Genomic DNA, 15,430 nt, shown 5'->3' on the forward strand with positions numbered 1-15,430 from the left:
ATCTACACAAGGAGTATCGTCGGCAGCGTCAGATGTGTATAAGAGACAGGCCATAGTTCACCGCCGGGTCCGCCTTCGGATCGAAGAAGGGCGGCTGGAGGATCGCGGCCGGGAAGACGATCTCGTTCATCGTCGGATTGGCATAGGCGTTGATGGTCATGGGGGTCATGAACCATTCGGCACGGTCGATCGGCTTGCCCAGCTTGTTCAGGTCGCGCTGATATTCAAACGCGTTGGAGCGCGCGACATTGCCGACCAGATCGTCACGACGGATCTGCAGCGCCGAATAATCGCGCCACTGGTCGGGATAGCCGATCTTGGGCGTGAAGGCGGCGAGCTTGGCCAGCGCCTTGGTCTTGGTCTCCGGCGCCATCCATTCCAGGTTGCGCAGCCGCTCGCCCATCGCGGCGATGACGTTCTTCACCAGATCGTCGGCCGCAGCCTTCGATTCGGGCGGGAAATATTTGGCGACATATTGCTGGCCGATCGCTTCGCCCATGCCGCCCGACACCAGGCTGACGCCGCGCTTCCAGCGGACCTGCTGCTCGGGCGTGCCCGACAATTGCGTGCCGTAGAAAGCGAAATTCGCCTTGTCGAAATTGCTCGACAGATACGGTGCATAGGCGCGCAACACCTTCAGCATCGCAAAGTCCTTCAACACCGGCAGCGGCGTATCGGCGAAGGCCTTCGCTTCACCGGTGATCGCGCTGGGCTGCGCGACCAGATAGGCCGGGCGGTTCGCGGTGCCGAGCGCAGTCATATACTGCGCCCAGGGGAAGCCCGGCGCCTTGGCGGCGAAGTCGGCGGCGGTCCACTTGTTGTAGGTCTTGTCCGCGTCGCGGCTTTCGATGCGCGTCCAGTGCGCATTCGCGATCGTCTTTTCCAGGTTGAACACCGCCGCCGCACGCGCCTGCGCGTTCGGCTCGCCCGCCAGCGTCAGCATCTGCGCCAGATAGGCCTGGTAGGCGGTGCGGATCGCCGCCAGCTTGGCGTCATCCTTCAGATAATAGTCGCGGTCGGGCAGACCCAGCCCCGACTGACCGAAGCTGACGATATAGGTATCGGGCGCCTTGTCATCCTGCCCGACATAGGTGCCGAACAGGCCACCGACCCCCTGGCGCTGCAGCGCGGCCATCGCCTGCACCAGCGCGGTCTTGTCGCGCGCGCCGGTCAGCGTGGCGATCATCGGCTTGACCGGCGCCACGCCCTTCGCGTTCACCGCCGCCTCGTCCATGAAGCTGCTGTAGAAATCACCCACCTTGTCGCCGGGGCGCGCGGCCGCGGCGTCGAGGATGGTGCGCGTCCGCTCCAGCGACAGGTCCTGAAGAACGTGGAACATGCCGTAGGACGAGCGATCCGCAGGGATCTCAGTCGCCTTGTACCAGGTGCCGCTGGAATGATCGAAGAAGTCGGTGCCCGGCTTCACGCTCAGGTCGCGGCCGCCCATGTCGAAGCCGAAGTCGCCGATCTGCGGCTTGTTCGCGCTGGCAGGCGCGACCGGACCGGTTGCGGCCTTGCCGACGGTGCGGGTCTGATTGGTCTGGCTTTGTGCGAATGCAGCGGTGGAGGCGAGCAGGCAGGCGACGAGAATCGACTTACGCATCAAGGGTCCTTTTACATGAAGGCGCTTCGATGCTGCGTGTTCTAACGGGGTAGCACGCCGCCTCCAATAGATTTGCGGCAATCCTTGCGACCTTATTTCACGGATGGGCGCGGCGGTGGCGAACCCGCCATTTGTGCGCGATCCACAGGCGCCAGCCGAGCGCGGTGCCGGCATAGCCCAGTATCGCGCATCCCGCGGTCAGCACGCATAGTCCCAGGCCGAAGGACGGGCCCTGTTCCCACAGCCAATGGAATGCGCCCGTCGCCCATTGCAGCCAGCCGGTCGCGGTTTCCGCCACCGGCTGCGCGATCAGCGGCGTATCGGTACGCAGCAGCGCATGGCCCATTTGATAGGCGATGTACCAAAGGATCGGCGTGGTCAGCGGGTTGGTGATGAACGTGGTCAGTGCCGCGACCGGTACATTGGCGCGCGCCGGCAGCGCAAACAGCGCGGCAATGGCGATCTGCGCCACGGGAAACAGGAACCCTGCCACCATGCCCAGCGCCACGCCGCGCGGCACCGACCGGCGGGTGAAGCGCCACAGCTCGGGCGCCAGCACGCGGTGCGCGACGGGGCGGAGCAGGCGATTATGCTCCATGCTGTCGCGCGTCGGCATATTGCGCCGCATCCAGGCGACGGTGCGGGACCACATGGTCGGCGCCGCCGAGGCCATCAGCCCCGGTCGCGCAGGATACGGCCCTGCTCGCGCTTCCAGTCGCGCTCCTTGATCGTTTCGCGCTTGTCGTGCGCCTTCTTACCCTTGGCGAGTGCCAGTTCCACCTTCGCGCGTCCTTGCGAATTGAAGTACACGGTCAGCGGCACCAGGGTCATCCCCTCGCGCGCGACCGCTCCGTGCAGCTTGTTGATCTCGCGCTCATGAAGGAGAAGTTTACGGGGTCGCTTGGCCTCGTGATTAAAGCGGTTGCCGTGGCTGAATTCGGGCACGTTGCTGTTGATCAGCCACACCTCGCTGCCCTTCACCTCGGCATAGGATTCGGCGATCGAACCCTCGCCGAAGCGGAGCGACTTCACCTCCGTACCGGTCAGGGCGATGCCTGCCTCGTACGTCGTGTCGATGGCATAATCGAAGCGGGCGCGCCGGTTCTCGGCAACGATCTTCTTCTTGTCGAAGGTACGGGGTTTCGGACGCATGGGACCGGGGATGTAGGCGGTCACAGCCTCCGTGAAAAGCGGGCGTGCGACGGCCGGGGATCAGAACGGGATTTTCAGGCGCATCATTGCCCGGTTGCTGGGAAAGCCGCCGACGCCGGCCTGCTCTGTCTCGGCGGAAAGTTTGGCATTGCCGAATACGCGCACCTCCGCCTTGGGGATGGTGGGTTCGGTATAGCGCTCGGGTACCGGTTTCAGGCGGTACGGCTGATCGGTGCGGGCACACACGACGACCTCATCACCCGCTGCCGATCGATCGCAATCGGGCGCTGCTCGCAGAGCCTTGGGTACGGGCAGCACCGGGCCGGATACCGCTTGCAAACCGAACAGCAGCGTGGGCAACATCGTCAGGTCTCCCATCCCGTGATGTTTTGCAGGCTGTGCTTCGATTGGGGCGGGATGATGGCGGGTGCGGTGGAAGTTTTTTCGCGCGGAGGCGCGAAGCCGCGAAGAAGAAAAGGGGTTACGCGGAGGCGCGGAGAGTTTCCCGAGCCGAAGGCTCTCGATCCTCATGGCCGTCTAAGATCGTCTCCCGATCGCCAAGGCACGTCCTGTTCTCCGCGAGCGCAACTCTCCGCGCCTCCGCGCGAACAAATCTTCTTCTTCGCGGCTTCGCGTCTTCGCGTGAACCAGATCCCTTCTTACACGAGCCCCGCATGCGCTAGCGCAGCGTCGACCGCTGCACGGGCCGCCTCAGAAGGCCAGGTCATCGGCAGACGCAAGCCCATCGGCATGTCAGGCCGCACGCGCGACAAAGCGTACTTTACCGGCCCTGGCGAAGCATCGGTGAACATCGCGTCGTGCAGCGGGAACAGCCGGTCGTGCAGTTCCAGCGCGCGCGCACCATCGCCCGCCGCGCATGCCGCCTGGAAGTCGGCGCACAGCCGGGGCGCGACATTGGCGGTGACGGAGATGCACCCCACCCCGCCCATTGCGTTGAATGCCAAAGCCAGATCGTCGTTGCCCGACAACTGACAGAAGTCCCCACCCAGGCCGGCGCGGTGCTGCGATACGCGGGCGAGCGCACCGCTGGCATCCTTCACCCCGACGAAAATGTCCGGCGCTGCCGCGACGATGCGGACCAGCGTCGCCGGCTGGATGTCGGTGACGGTGCGGCCGGGGACGTTGTAGAGCACGATCGGCAACGGCGCCTGCTCGGCAAGTACCGCGAAGTGACGCGCGATGCCGTCCTGGCTCGGCCGATTGTAATAGGGGGGCACCATCAATGCGGCATCGGCGCCCGCATCCTTGGCGGCCTGCAGATTGGCCGCCGCCACGCCCGTGTCGTTCGAGCCTGCTCCCGCGATCACCGGCACCCGGCCCGCCGCCTGCTCGACGCAGATGCGTACGACGCGGAAATGCTCGTCCTTGGGCATGGTCGCCGCCTCGCCCGTGGTGCCGCATGCAACCAGTGCGGTGGAGCCCTGTTCGATCTGCCAATCGACGAAGGCACGGAACGCCTCCTCGTCAAACGCGCCGCCGACATGATCGCCAGTGTCCGCGAACGGCGTCACCAATGCGGGAATCGATCCTGAGAACATGGAAGAAAATGCGCTCCTGCTGCGCTGATGAGCCAATTTGTTCAGGACATGTACGGGTGGGAGCCTTATCCTGTCCAGCATGGTGACTGCTTTGAAACCCGTGATGATGCTGGCGGCCTTTGCCGGCGTGACCCTTCCTCCCCAACAGACCACCCAGTCGCAGGACCAGCTCGACCGCTATCGCACCCAGATGGCGAACATGCCGCCCAGCGCGCAGACCGCCAATGCGATGCCTGCCGACGGCACGATCGCCGCGGCGCTGGCGCAGTGGCGCGCGCTGCAGCAGACCGACTCGCTGCCCTTCGACAGCTATGCCGGCTTCCTGATGGCGCATCCCGGCTGGCCGGGCGAGACGAGCAACCGCCGCGCCGCCGAACGGCAGGCGGCGAACTTCACCGCTGCGCCCGCGAGCATCGTCGCCTATTTCCGCCGCTTCCCGCCGCAGAGCGCCGCCGGCGGCGTCGCCTTTGCCCGCGCGCTCCAGGCGACGGGTGCGAATGCGGAGGCAGCACAGGCGGCCCGCACCGCATGGCGGCGAGGCCCATTGTCGCCGACCGACGAAGCGCTGGTCTTGTCCAGCTTCGGCAGCGCGCTGACGCCCGACGACCATGATCAGCGGATGGACGCGCTGCTGTGGCAGGGCGCGACCAGCGTCGCCGCCCGGCAGATCGGCTTTACGAGCACCGCCAGGCGCCCGATCTTCGAGGCGCGGCTGGCCTTCCGCACCAATGCCGCCAACGCGTCCGATCTGTCGGCCGCGACGCAAGCGCTTTACGCCAATGATCCCGGCTATATCGCGGACCGTGCGACATGGCTGCGCAATAGCGGCGCCAGCCCCAGCGCACGCGGCTGGCTGGCCCGCCCGCGCACGCTGGCCAGCCGCCCCGGCAACGTCGAGAAATGGTATGAGGCGCTGCTGGTCAACGCCCGTGCCGCCGCCGCCGACAACCAGTTGCAGACCGCCTACGACATCGCGCGGCAGGTGGATGACGCGTATCCCGCCGGCACCGACGTCTCGACCAAGCCCTATGGCGAGCGCGATGACTATACCAGCCTGGTATGGCTGGGCGGACAGACGGCGATGAAGCTGAACCGCCCTGCCGACGCGATGGTGCTGTTCGAGCGCTATGGGCGCGGCAGCCAGTCACCGCAGACCCGCGCCAAGGGCTTCTACTGGGCGGGCCGCGCGGCCGAGGCGGCCGGGCGCACCAGCGAGGCGGCCGCCTTCTATGCGCAGGCGGCCGGTTACCGCGACCAATTCTACGGGCAATTGTCGCTGGAGCGTACCGGCCAGCCCCTGGTCGCGCCGCCTGCCATCGCCGAGCCGGTCATCGCGCCCGCGGTGCGGCAGGCCTTCGCCAACCGGGAGGTGGTGCGCGCCGCCCGCTTCCTGGGCCAGATCGGCCAGTATCAGGATCAGAGCGCCTTCGTCCGCCAGATCGCGGCCGATGCCACGACGGAAACCGATCACTGGCTTGCCGCCGACCTGTCACGCCAGATCGCGCGGCCCGACCTAGCGGTGATGGTCGGGCGCAGCGCCATGCAGAACGGCCTGACCGACTATTCCGCCGCCGGCTTCCCGACCGTGCCCGTGCCCCAAGGCTATGAGGGCAACTGGACGCTGATCCACGCCATCGCGCGGCAGGAAAGCCAATTCGACCGCGCCGCGGTCAGCCATGCCGGCGCGCGCGGCCTGATGCAGTTGATGCCCGCCACCGCCGCCGAACAGTCGGGCAAGATCGGCCTCAGCTACTCGCCCGCCGCGCTGACCACCGATCCCAACCTGTCGATCCAGCTCGGCTCCAGCTATTTCGAACGCATCTACGGCAATTACGGCAGCTATCCGCTCGCCATCGCCGCCTATAACGCCGGTGGCGGCAACGTGAACAAGTGGCTGCGCCAGAATGGTGACCCGCGCACCGGCGCGATCGACATCGTCGACTGGATCGAGCAGATCCCTTACATGGAAACCCGCAACTACGTGCAGCGCGTGCTGGAAAACGCGGTCGTGTACGACCTGATGAACCCGGCCCGCGCCAAAAGCCGGAGCGCGAAGTCGCCGTTGAGCTGGTATCTTGGCAAATCCGGCCGGCCGGGTTGATCGCGCAACCGTGACCGATCGGCCCAACTATATCACGCCGGCCGGCTATGCCGCGCTGCGTGCCGAATATGAGCAACTGTTCGGCAACGAGCGGCCGAAGCTGGTCGATACCATTGCCTGGGCGGCGGGCAATGGCGACCGCTCGGAGAATGGCGACTATATCTATGGCCGCAAACGCCTGCGCGAGATCGACCGGCGGCTGGGCTGGCTGTCGAAGCGGATGAAAGCGGCCAAGGTGGTGGATCCTGCGCGTCAGGAGGACCGGAGCCGCATCTGGTTCGGTGCCACCGCCACCATCGCCGACGAGGATGATCAGGAACGCGTCCTGACCCTGGTCGGCGATGACGAGGCAGAGGCGGGACAAGGCCGTGTGGGCTGGAACGCTCCCATCGCACGCGCTCTGCGCGGGGCGGCGATTGGCGACCTGCGCCGTGTTCACCTGCCTGCCGGCGAGCGGGAATATGAGGTCATCGCCATCACCTATCCGGTGGCCTGAGGAACGGGGCTGCTCCATCGCCGGTTCTTTCCCTGCATAAAGTACAGGAGAGAGAACATGGAACATCCCCGCACCACCAGCGCGCGCGATCATGACGACAGCGCGATCATCGACGCCGCCGATCGCTCGCCCGAGGGGATCGGCCACGCCGGCGGGCGCCTCGCCACCGATGTCGGGACGCAAAACGACCTGACCCGCGAAGTCGACGACCCCGAGGCGCATGACCGCGTTACAAAGGAAGACGCGATTGCTAACGATACCGCCTACCGGTCCGATCGGCGGGGCGGCAACGAATAAGGACGGCCATGGCGGACGACGTACCGGCGCGTAACATCGCGCTGCTGATCGATGCGGACAACGCCACCCCCTCCGCCCTCGATCCGGTACTGACGGTGCTGGCCGAGCTCGGCACCGTCAACGTCCGCCGCGCCTATGGCAACTGGTCCAAGCCCGGCCTGAAGGGCTGGCGTGACATGTCGGTCAAACACGGCATCGAGCCGCAGCAGCAGTTCGACATGACCAAGGGTAAGAATGCCACCGACATGAAGATGACGATCGACGCGATGGACCTGCTGTTTCGCGGCCGTGTGCAGGGTTTCGGCATCATGTCATCGGACAGCGACTTCATGCCGCTGGCGATGCGCATCCGCCAGGACGGCATTCCCGTCTATGGTTTCGGCAGTTCCCGCACGCCCGAGGCGTTCAGGCAGGCCTGCACCCGCTTCATCGACGTGACCGCACTGACCGAGCGCCCGAAGCCCTCCCCCGCCGATGTGCCGCTGTCTGAATCCCTGCCGCCCGCAATCGAGACCCGATCGGGGGATAGCGCGGTGCGTGCGGTGGACGATGATCTGCTGAAACTGCTGATCGATGCCTATACCTCGGTCAAGCGAGACGATCGCGGCTTCGTCAGCCTGTCCGCCATGGGCCAGCTCGCAGGCAACCGCTCCAGCTTCGACGCACGCAATTACGGCTTCCGCCACCTTTCCGATCTCATCAAGGCCGTGCCCAACTTCCAGACCGAGCGCCGCCCCGATGGCCGCCTGTTCGTGAAGCGGGTGCGCTGAGAGAAGCGGGTACTGCCTTCACACGCTGACCGGTCGCCCACGAACGAAAACGGCCCGGCCTCCTTGGGGAAGCCGGGCCGTTTCCTGAAGTGTCGGACCTTGGCGCTTACTTGCGCAGGGTCAGGCCACCACCGAAACGCTTGTTGAAGCGTGCGACCTGGCCACCCGCGTCCAGCAGCTGGCCACGACCACCGGTCCAGGCCGGATGCGCCAGAGGATCGATGTCGAGCTGCATCGTGTCGCCTTCCTTGCCCCAGGTGGAGCGGGTTTCAAACACGGTGCCGTCGGTCATCTGGACCTTGATCATGTGGTAGTCGGGATGCGTATCGGTCTTCATGGCGGTAGCTCCTGCGTGGCTGGTACCGACCAGCCGAGAATGCGAAGCGGCGCCCATAGCGAAAGGGCGCCGCCCGGTCAAACACCTGATCGAGAGGCGATCAGGCAGGCTTTGGCGGGTCGGCGATCATCGCGGTGAAATTCGCCTCCGCGACGACCTTTCCGTCGATCTTGGCAACGCCGGCGAACTTGCAGACGGCGGCCCGCTTCTGGACGAAGCTGACCTCCAGATGCAGCAGCACGCCCGGTTCCACCGGCTTGCGGAACTTGGCGCCGTCGATCGCCATGAAATAGACGAGCTTGCCCGATCCCGCGAGCCCCAGGCTTTCCACCGCCAGCACGCCAGCGGCCTGCGCCAGCGCCTCGACGATCAGAACGCCGGGCATGATCGGCCGGCCGGGGAAATGGCCCTGGAAGAAGCCTTCGTTGATCGTCACCGCCTTGACCGCCGTGATCGACGTGTCGGGCACGAGGCTTTCGACACGATCGACCAGCAGCATCGGATAACGGTGCGGAAGGGCCGCCATGACCCGCCCGATATCGAGCGGCCCCATGGCGGATTTCACCTCTTCAGTCACCGGGTCGCTCACCGGCCGCTGTTGCGGCGGGTATTGGCGGCGGGCGCTGGCGTGGCGGCAGGCGCAGTGCCGGCGGGAGCGGCGCCAGCGGCCTGGCCACCCTGGCCCGGCTGCCAGTTGGCCGGCGGCGTCGTGTTGACGGTAGGAACCAGACGGTCGAGTTCCGCCGTCACGGCCGCGGTGATGTCGGCGGTCGGCTGCATGAACAGCACGGCCTGCGGCGAGACAAGCAGGCTGACATTCTTGGCACGGACAGCGCTCTGCACCGCTTCGCCCAGGCGGTTCTGGATCTGCTCGATGGCATAGGCCTGCGCACGCTGTGCCGGCTGGGTCAGACGCTGAAGCTCCTGGTTTGCGGCGGTCTCGCGCGTCTGGATCTGCTGCGCCTGGGTCTGCAGCGCCTGCTGATTGGCGTTCGGCGCCGCGCGGGCGGTGTTGAACTGCTGGATCAGCGGCTGCAATTCGGTCGACAGCGCCTGGCGGCGTGCTTCGGCCTGGTCGAGCTGCGCCTTGTAGGTCGTCTCGATCTGGGTGCGTGCGGCCGTCCAGGCGCGCGAGTTGGCGATCGCGCCCTGCGGATCGGCGACCGCGACACCACCGACCTGCGCCGCGGCCGGAGCCGCAGCAAGGACGCCAGCGGCGAGGAGGAGAGTCGTGAACGTCTTCATCAGAACTGTGTCCCTACGTTGAAGGTGATGAGCTTGGGGTCGTCGCCGGCCTGGGTCACCAGCGCCTTGGCAAGATCGATACGCAGCGGGCCGAACGGGGAATTCCAGTTCACGCCGATGCCCACCGACACGCGCGGCGTCCAACGACCACCGTAGTAATTTTCCACGAACGGCGTGTTGCGTTGAAGGGTGTTTACCGTGGTTCCGGTGCAAACGCCATTGACGAGCGTGCCCGTGGCGCAAGTCGTGCCAAGACCTTCGGGCGTAGCGTACAATGCGTTGCCATTGGCATCACGCTGGATGTTGCCCACCAAAGTGGGTGACCCATCGACGTTGAAACGAAGATTGCCGCTGGCGTCACGCAGTTGCTCGAAGGGCGGATCGGCGGTCGGACGCGGGCGTGTCAGATTGAACAGCGAGCCCGCCTGCACATAAATGGATGGACGCAGACCCATTTCGCGCGCGCCCGATCCCAGTGGCAGTTCGAGTTCCAAGCGCGTCAGGTAGTAAGCCTTGCCGCCCAACGCGTCGTCGACCAACTGATTACGATCATTGTTCAGGATCGTCTCGCCAGCATCGTTCTGGGTAAAGAAGCGACGCTGTACGCGCGGGCCGACGCCGCGGATGTCGAATCCGCGGAACTGCGGCTCGCCCAGATAGAAGCGGTCGGTGATGCGGACGGGGTCGATGCCAGGGCCGCGGCTGCTTTCCAGCGAGTGGATGTAACCGCCCTCACCCAGCCACGACAGCACGAAGCCGCTGCCCAGCCCCTTGAACTTCGATCCCTCGGCGCGGGTACGGATGTACTTCACGTCACCGCCGAGACCGGCAAAGTCCTGGCTGAACGAGAAACGGTGGCCCGCGGTCGGGCGGAGGCGGCTGTTCAGGCTGTCATAGATCAGCGAATAGCCGACCGACGAGGTCCAGCGATTGCCGAGCTGCTCGCACAGGTAACGGCCGGCGATGGTGACGTCGCACTCCCCTGCTGCGTTGAAGAAGGAATTGGCGAGACCCACTTCGTCATAGGTGAGGCCATAGCGGCCGGACAGCGACCAATATTCGGTCAGCGGCACGCCGGCGCGCACCTGGAAACCGGTCGAAACCTGGCTGTAGGTGGTCTGGCGGTTGGTGCCGACGAAGTTGAACGCGTTGAAGTCGCGGCGGAAGATATCGACACCCATCGCGATGTTCTTGTCGAACACGTACGGTTCGGTGAAGCCGAGTTCGACCGACTTCGAATAGGCCGAATAGTTCACGCCGGCGCGCAGTTCCTGGCCCTTGCCGCGGAAATTGCGCTGGGTGATGTTGGCCTGGATGATGAAGCGTTCCAGTGACGAATAGCCGGCGGAAAGCTGCAATTCGCCCGTCGAACGCTCCTCGACGTTGGTTTCCAGCACCAGTCGGTCGGGCGCGGAACCGGGGTTCTGCTTGATCTCAAGCTTGTCCTGGAAGTAGCCGAGCGAGTTGATGCGGTCCTGCGAGCGGCGGACCTGGAAGCTGTTGAACGCATCGCCCTCGGCCAGACGGATCTCGCGGCGGACGACCTTGTCCTGCGTCTGCGTGTTGCCGTTGATCTCGATGCGCTCGACATAGGTGCGCTTGGCTTCGGCGATGTTGAACGTGACCGACATGGTCAGCGCCTCGCGGTCGCGCTGGAACTCGGGGTTCACGTCGGTGAAGGCATAACCGAACAGGCCCGCGGTCTGGCTGAGGCTTTCGACCGAATCCTCGACCAGCTTGGCGTTATACCAATCGTCCTTCTTCATCGGCAGCGAAGCGGCCAGCTTCGTGTTGTCGAAGTCGCGGATCTGACTGTCGACCGCCACGTCCCCAAACTTATAGCGCGGCCCCTCCTCCACCACATAGGTGATGATGAAGTCCTGCTTGTCCGGCGTCAGCTCCGCCACCGCGCTGGTGACACGGAAGTCGGCATAGCCCTCGGTCAGATAGAATTGCCGCAGCTTCTGCTGGTCATAGGCCAGCCGGTCCTGATCGTACGATGTGTTGGACGACAGCAGGCGGAACCAGCGCGACTGCTTGGTCGCCATCTCGCCGCGCAACTGGTCGTCGGAAAATTTTTCGTTGCCCAGGATGTTGATCTGGCGGACCTTGGACTTCGGGCCTTCGCTGATCTCGAACACCACGTCGACGCGGTTCTGGTCCAGGCTGACCATCTTGGGCTCGACCACCGCGCCAAACCGGCCCTGACGACGATACAGCTCGATGATGCGTGCCACGTCCTGGCGAACCGCGGTACGGGTGAAGATCTGGCGCGGGGCCAGCCGGATTTCCTTGGTGATCTTGTCGTTCTTGAGACGCTTGTTGCCCTCAAGGATCACGCGGTTGATGATCGGGTTCTCGCGCACGCGCAACACGATGTCGCCCGTCTCGACCCCGGCGATCGAGAAGTCGGCGAAGAGTTCGCTCGCCTGAAGGTCCTTGAGCGCCTGATCGAGCGTTTCCGGCGTGTAGGGGATGCCGACACGCAGCTTCGTGTAGGACAACACCGTCTCGGGCTCGATGCGCTGCGCACCCTCGACTCGCAGCGTCTTGATCGTGCGCACCGGTGCGGGTGTCACGCTGGGCACCGCGGCAGGCGCCTGTGCGGGGGCGGCGGCAGCACCCGGCCCAGCCGGCGCGATCTGCGCAAGGGCAGGAACGCCCGACAGCGCCGTACCCGCCAGCAGCACAGCGCCCGCGCGCACGAACTTCATACCAGTCATCGCTGTCACCAAACCCACCCCAGAAAAGTCGGACCGACCCCTGCGTTCGCCGCCCTGCCCCAGCTTGATCACCCGATCAAGCCGGCGAGATTCTTCCACAGGCCAAGATTACCCAGATCATTGAACGTCACGAACAGCATCAGCGTCAGGATCGCCAGCATTCCGCCGCGAAAAGCCCATTCCTGCGCCTCTGGACCCAGCGGTTGCCGCCGCACCGCTTCGATCGCGTAGAATAGCAAATGGCCACCATCCAGCATGGGCACTGGCAGCAGGTTGATGAACCCCAGATTGATGGACACCAGCGCGATCAGAAACACAAAGGCATCGAGCCCCAGCGCCATCTGCTCGCCGGAGACCTTCGCGATCGATAGCGGCCCGCCCAGTTCCTTGACCGACCGGCGGCCGGTAATGACCTGGCCCAGCGTTTCGACCATCATCGACACGATCTGACCGGTACGCTCCACCGCCACAACGGGCGCACGCAGCAGGCCGACCGGCTGGATCTCAGGCTTCGGGCCAAGCAGTCCCAAACGACCGATGCGATATTCATTGCCGAAACGGTCGCGCTGCAGATCGGTGGCGATCACCGCGTCGACCGAGGTTGACTGGCCGTCGCGAACCAGTTCGACGCGAACCCGCTCGCCGGCGCGGATCTGGATGAAGCGCACCATATCGGCGAAATCGTCGATGGGCCGGCCATCCAGCGCCGTGACGCGGTCGCCAGCACGCAGACCCGCGGCGGCCGCCGCACTGTTCGGCGCGACGGCGCCCGCAACCGGCGGCATGACCGCCTCGCCATACGCCAGGGCGAAACCCGCCAAAATCAGGATCGCGGCGGCGAAGTTGATCGCGGGGCCCGCTGCGACAATGATCGCCCGCTGCCACACCGGCTTGGCCTGGAACGTCCGCTGCCGCTCCTCGGCGGGCATGGACAGCCATTCCGCGCTGGGCTGGCTCGCCGGGTTCATGTCGCCGGAAAACTTGACATATCCGCCCAGCGGCAACCAGCCGACTTTCCAGCGGGTGCCGCGCTTGTCGGTAAAGCCCGCCACCTCGCGTCCGAAGCCGATGGAGAAGGCGTCCGCCTTCACCCCGAACCAGCGGCCGGCGAGGTAATGGCCCATCTCGTGGACGAACACGAGCGGGCCGATGACGAGCACGAAGGCGAGAATGGTCAGCAGGAAACCGGGTGTCTCGATCAAACGACGCAATCCTCTACGCGTTCGCCCGCCAAATCCCTCGCATGCGCATCGATTGCGAGTACCGCATCAAGCGTATCCGGCGGGGCCGGGTCGTAACGCTCCAGTATATCCTCGACGATTGCGGCAATTTCGAGGAAGCCGATGCGACGCGCCAGGAAAGCCGCCACCGCCACCTCGTTCGCCGCATTCAGGATTGCGGGCCGGGCGCCGCCCGCGACCAGCGCCTCGCGCGCCAGTCGCAGGGCCGGGAAGCGCACCGGATCGGGTGCGGCGAAATCGAGCCGCCCGAGGGCGACCAGGTCGAGCGGCGCCATCGGCGTCGCCATCCGGTCCGGCCAGGCAAGGCAATGCGCGATTGGCACGCGCATGTCCGATAGCCCCAACTGCGCCAGCATCGATCCATCGATATAGTCGACCGCAGAGTGGATCACCGACTGAGGATGGACGACAATCTCGATCCGGTCTTCCGCCACGGGGAACAGGCGCGCCGCCTCGATCAGCTCCAGCCCCTTGTTCATCATCGTTGCCGAGTCGATCGAGATTTTCGCGCCCATCGACCAGTTTGGATGCGCGACCGCCTGTTCGGGGGTCATGCGCGCCATGTCGTCGCGCGTCCTGTCGCGGAACGGCCCGCCGCTCGCGGTCAGGATGATGCGCCGAACCCGCTCGGGACGCGCAAAGTCAAAGCATTGATAGATGGCGTTATGTTCGCTGTCCGCGGGCAGCAGCGTCGCGCCGCTGCGCGCCGCCGCCGCCAGGATCAACTCGCCCGCCGAGACCAGCGGCTCCTTGTTGGCCAGCACCACCGTGCCGCCCGCTTCGATCGCGGCCATGGCGGGCTTCATCCCGGCGCAGCCGACGATCGCGCCCATCGTCCAGTCCGCGCCCAGAGCCGCCGCATCGCATACGGCCTGCGCCCCCCCGGCCACCTGCGTCGGTGTGCCGGCCAGCGCGTCCCGCAGTGCCGGCAGGCAGCTTTCATCCGCGACGACCGCCAGTTCCGCGTTGGTGCGCCGCGCCGCGGCGGCAAGCTTTGCGACATCGCAATTGGCGGTCAGCGCCCGCACGCGAAACTTGTCCGGCTCGCGTTCGACCAGGTCGAGCGTCGACGTGCCGACCGATCCGGTCGCGCCAAGGATGGTGACGGTGCGCATCAGATCAGCCGCGGTGCGATCACGAGAAGCGCCGCGATCGGCGCCACTGGCACGACGCCGTCCAGACGATCCAGCACGCCGCCATGTCCAGGCAGCACGTTACCTGAGTCCTTCACGCCGGCGCGCCGCTTGAGTGCACTCTCGAACAGGTCGCCGCCCTGCGCCAGCACCGCCAGGAACGGGGTGGCGACGGTCAGGCGCAGCGGAAGATCGTAAAGGACTTCCATGACGGCCGCCAGCAGGGTCGCCAGGACGACACCGCCGATCAGGCCGGACCAGGTCTTGGCCGGGCTGATCGAGGGTGCCAGCTTGGGGCCGCCAAAGGTGCGGCCGGTGAAGAAGGCGCCGCTGTCGCACGCCCAGACCAGCGCCATCGCCCACAGCGCCAGCACCAGCCCGTTCGGCTGTCCGCGGATCAGCAGCAGCGAAAAGACCGGCAGCCCGACATAGAGCACGCCCGCCCCCAGTGCGGGCCGCCGCGAGACGATGGTGACGAAGAAGAACGCGCCCGCGATCAAGCCGAGCGCGAAGAAGCCCGGCCCCGCTGCCAGACCGGGCGCCATGATCGCGAGCGGCACGGACAGCGCGAACTGTGCCATCCGCTTCGCCTTTGCATCGGCATGATGCAGGTCGGACCATTCGGCCATCATGAACAGCGCCACGACGACGGCAAGCAACCAGAAGAGCAACCCGCCCGCCATCAGACAGATGCTGGCCACCGCGATCATGACGAGGCTCGCCAAGATGCGCTTGGTCATGTTCGACATGCCGGCCGGCATGGGCGCAGGGTC

General features: G+C 65.8%; 15 protein-coding genes. 4 read left to right on the forward strand and 11 right to left on the reverse strand.

The window, feature by feature from the left end; all coding sequences use genetic code 11:
* Nucleotides 1–1,700: 1,700 nt before the first annotated feature.
* From Q0U08_RS04705 to dapA, 4 genes are all read right to left on the reverse strand, one after another.
* Nucleotides 1,701–2,255 carry a DUF2062 domain-containing protein gene (locus Q0U08_RS04705; protein ID WP_298090059.1) on the reverse strand — a complete coding sequence of 185 codons (555 nt, stop codon included), beginning with the start codon at nt 2,253–2,255 and terminating at the stop codon, nt 1,701–1,703.
* A gap of 20 nt (nt 2,256–2,275) precedes the next feature.
* A complete protein-coding gene (gene smpB / locus Q0U08_RS04710; RefSeq protein ID WP_112382396.1) occupies nt 2,276–2,755 on the reverse strand; it encodes an SsrA-binding protein SmpB in 480 nt (159 codons plus the stop codon).
* A 60-nt stretch (nt 2,756–2,815) separates the two neighbouring features.
* Nucleotides 2,816–3,118, reverse strand: coding sequence for a hypothetical protein (locus Q0U08_RS04715; protein ID WP_298090060.1), 303 nt, complete (start codon nt 3,116–3,118; stop codon nt 2,816–2,818).
* Nucleotides 3,119–3,414: 296 nt separating this feature from the next.
* Complete coding sequence (dapA, locus tag Q0U08_RS04720; RefSeq protein ID WP_298090061.1) at nt 3,415–4,314, reverse strand: 4-hydroxy-tetrahydrodipicolinate synthase; 900 nt, start codon at nt 4,312–4,314, stop codon at nt 3,415–3,417.
* A 79-nt stretch (nt 4,315–4,393) separates the two neighbouring features.
* Here dapA and Q0U08_RS04725 point away from each other — a divergent pair, with 79 nt between their 5' ends.
* Genes Q0U08_RS04725 through Q0U08_RS04740 form a run of 4 tightly spaced genes read left to right on the forward strand, consistent with a single transcriptional unit; the run spans nt 4,394 to nt 7,978 of the window.
* Nucleotides 4,394–6,415 carry a lytic transglycosylase domain-containing protein gene (locus Q0U08_RS04725; protein WP_298090062.1) on the forward strand — a complete coding sequence of 674 codons (2,022 nt, stop codon included), beginning with the start codon at nt 4,394–4,396 and terminating at the stop codon, nt 6,413–6,415.
* A gap of 10 nt (nt 6,416–6,425) precedes the next feature.
* Nucleotides 6,426–6,911, forward strand: coding sequence for a transcription elongation factor GreB (gene greB, locus Q0U08_RS04730; RefSeq protein WP_298090063.1), 486 nt, complete (start codon nt 6,426–6,428; stop codon nt 6,909–6,911).
* A gap of 57 nt (nt 6,912–6,968) precedes the next feature.
* Nucleotides 6,969–7,208 carry a hypothetical protein gene (locus Q0U08_RS04735; protein ID WP_298090064.1) on the forward strand — a complete coding sequence of 80 codons (240 nt, stop codon included), beginning with the start codon at nt 6,969–6,971 and terminating at the stop codon, nt 7,206–7,208.
* A gap of 8 nt (nt 7,209–7,216) precedes the next feature.
* On the forward strand, nt 7,217–7,978 hold the full coding sequence (locus Q0U08_RS04740; protein WP_298090066.1) for an NYN domain-containing protein: 762 nt from the start codon (nt 7,217–7,219) through the stop codon (nt 7,976–7,978).
* Between the two features lie 106 nt (nt 7,979–8,084).
* On the opposite strand, the gene rpmE is transcribed toward Q0U08_RS04740, so the two are convergent.
* The 7 genes from rpmE to Q0U08_RS04775 all read right to left on the reverse strand — a co-directional run bounded on the left by rpmE (nt 8,085) and on the right by Q0U08_RS04775 (nt 15,406).
* Nucleotides 8,085–8,315 (reverse strand): 50S ribosomal protein L31, encoded by a 231-nt coding sequence (gene rpmE / locus Q0U08_RS04745; RefSeq protein WP_298090067.1) that lies wholly within the window; start codon nt 8,313–8,315, stop codon nt 8,085–8,087.
* A 100-nt stretch (nt 8,316–8,415) separates the two neighbouring features.
* Nucleotides 8,416–8,868: a 3-hydroxyacyl-ACP dehydratase FabZ gene (gene fabZ / locus Q0U08_RS04750; RefSeq protein ID WP_298090083.1), complete on the reverse strand. Its 453-nt coding sequence runs from the start codon at nt 8,866–8,868 to the stop codon at nt 8,416–8,418.
* A gap of 32 nt (nt 8,869–8,900) precedes the next feature.
* On the reverse strand, nt 8,901–9,560 hold the full coding sequence (locus Q0U08_RS04755; RefSeq protein ID WP_298090068.1) for an OmpH family outer membrane protein: 660 nt from the start codon (nt 9,558–9,560) through the stop codon (nt 8,901–8,903).
* Nucleotides 9,560–12,283, reverse strand: coding sequence for an outer membrane protein assembly factor BamA (gene bamA / locus Q0U08_RS04760; RefSeq protein WP_298090070.1), 2,724 nt, complete (start codon nt 12,281–12,283; stop codon nt 9,560–9,562). Before bamA ends, Q0U08_RS04755 begins: the two co-directional genes overlap by 1 nt.
* A gap of 68 nt (nt 12,284–12,351) precedes the next feature.
* Complete coding sequence (rseP, locus tag Q0U08_RS04765) at nt 12,352–13,485, reverse strand: RIP metalloprotease RseP (protein WP_298090084.1); 1,134 nt, start codon at nt 13,483–13,485, stop codon at nt 12,352–12,354.
* A complete protein-coding gene (locus Q0U08_RS04770) occupies nt 13,482–14,639 on the reverse strand; it encodes a 1-deoxy-D-xylulose-5-phosphate reductoisomerase (protein ID WP_298090071.1) in 1,158 nt (385 codons plus the stop codon). The genes rseP and Q0U08_RS04770 overlap by 4 nt, the downstream gene beginning before the upstream one ends.
* Complete coding sequence (locus Q0U08_RS04775; RefSeq protein WP_298090085.1) at nt 14,639–15,406, reverse strand: phosphatidate cytidylyltransferase; 768 nt, start codon at nt 15,404–15,406, stop codon at nt 14,639–14,641. Before Q0U08_RS04775 ends, Q0U08_RS04770 begins: the two co-directional genes overlap by 1 nt.
* Between the last annotated feature and the right edge of the window lie 24 nt (nt 15,407–15,430).

Origin of the sequence: uncultured Sphingomonas sp. (genome assembly GCF_946477935.1) — a bacterium.
GTDB lineage: Bacteria > Pseudomonadota > Alphaproteobacteria > Sphingomonadales > Sphingomonadaceae > Sphingomonas.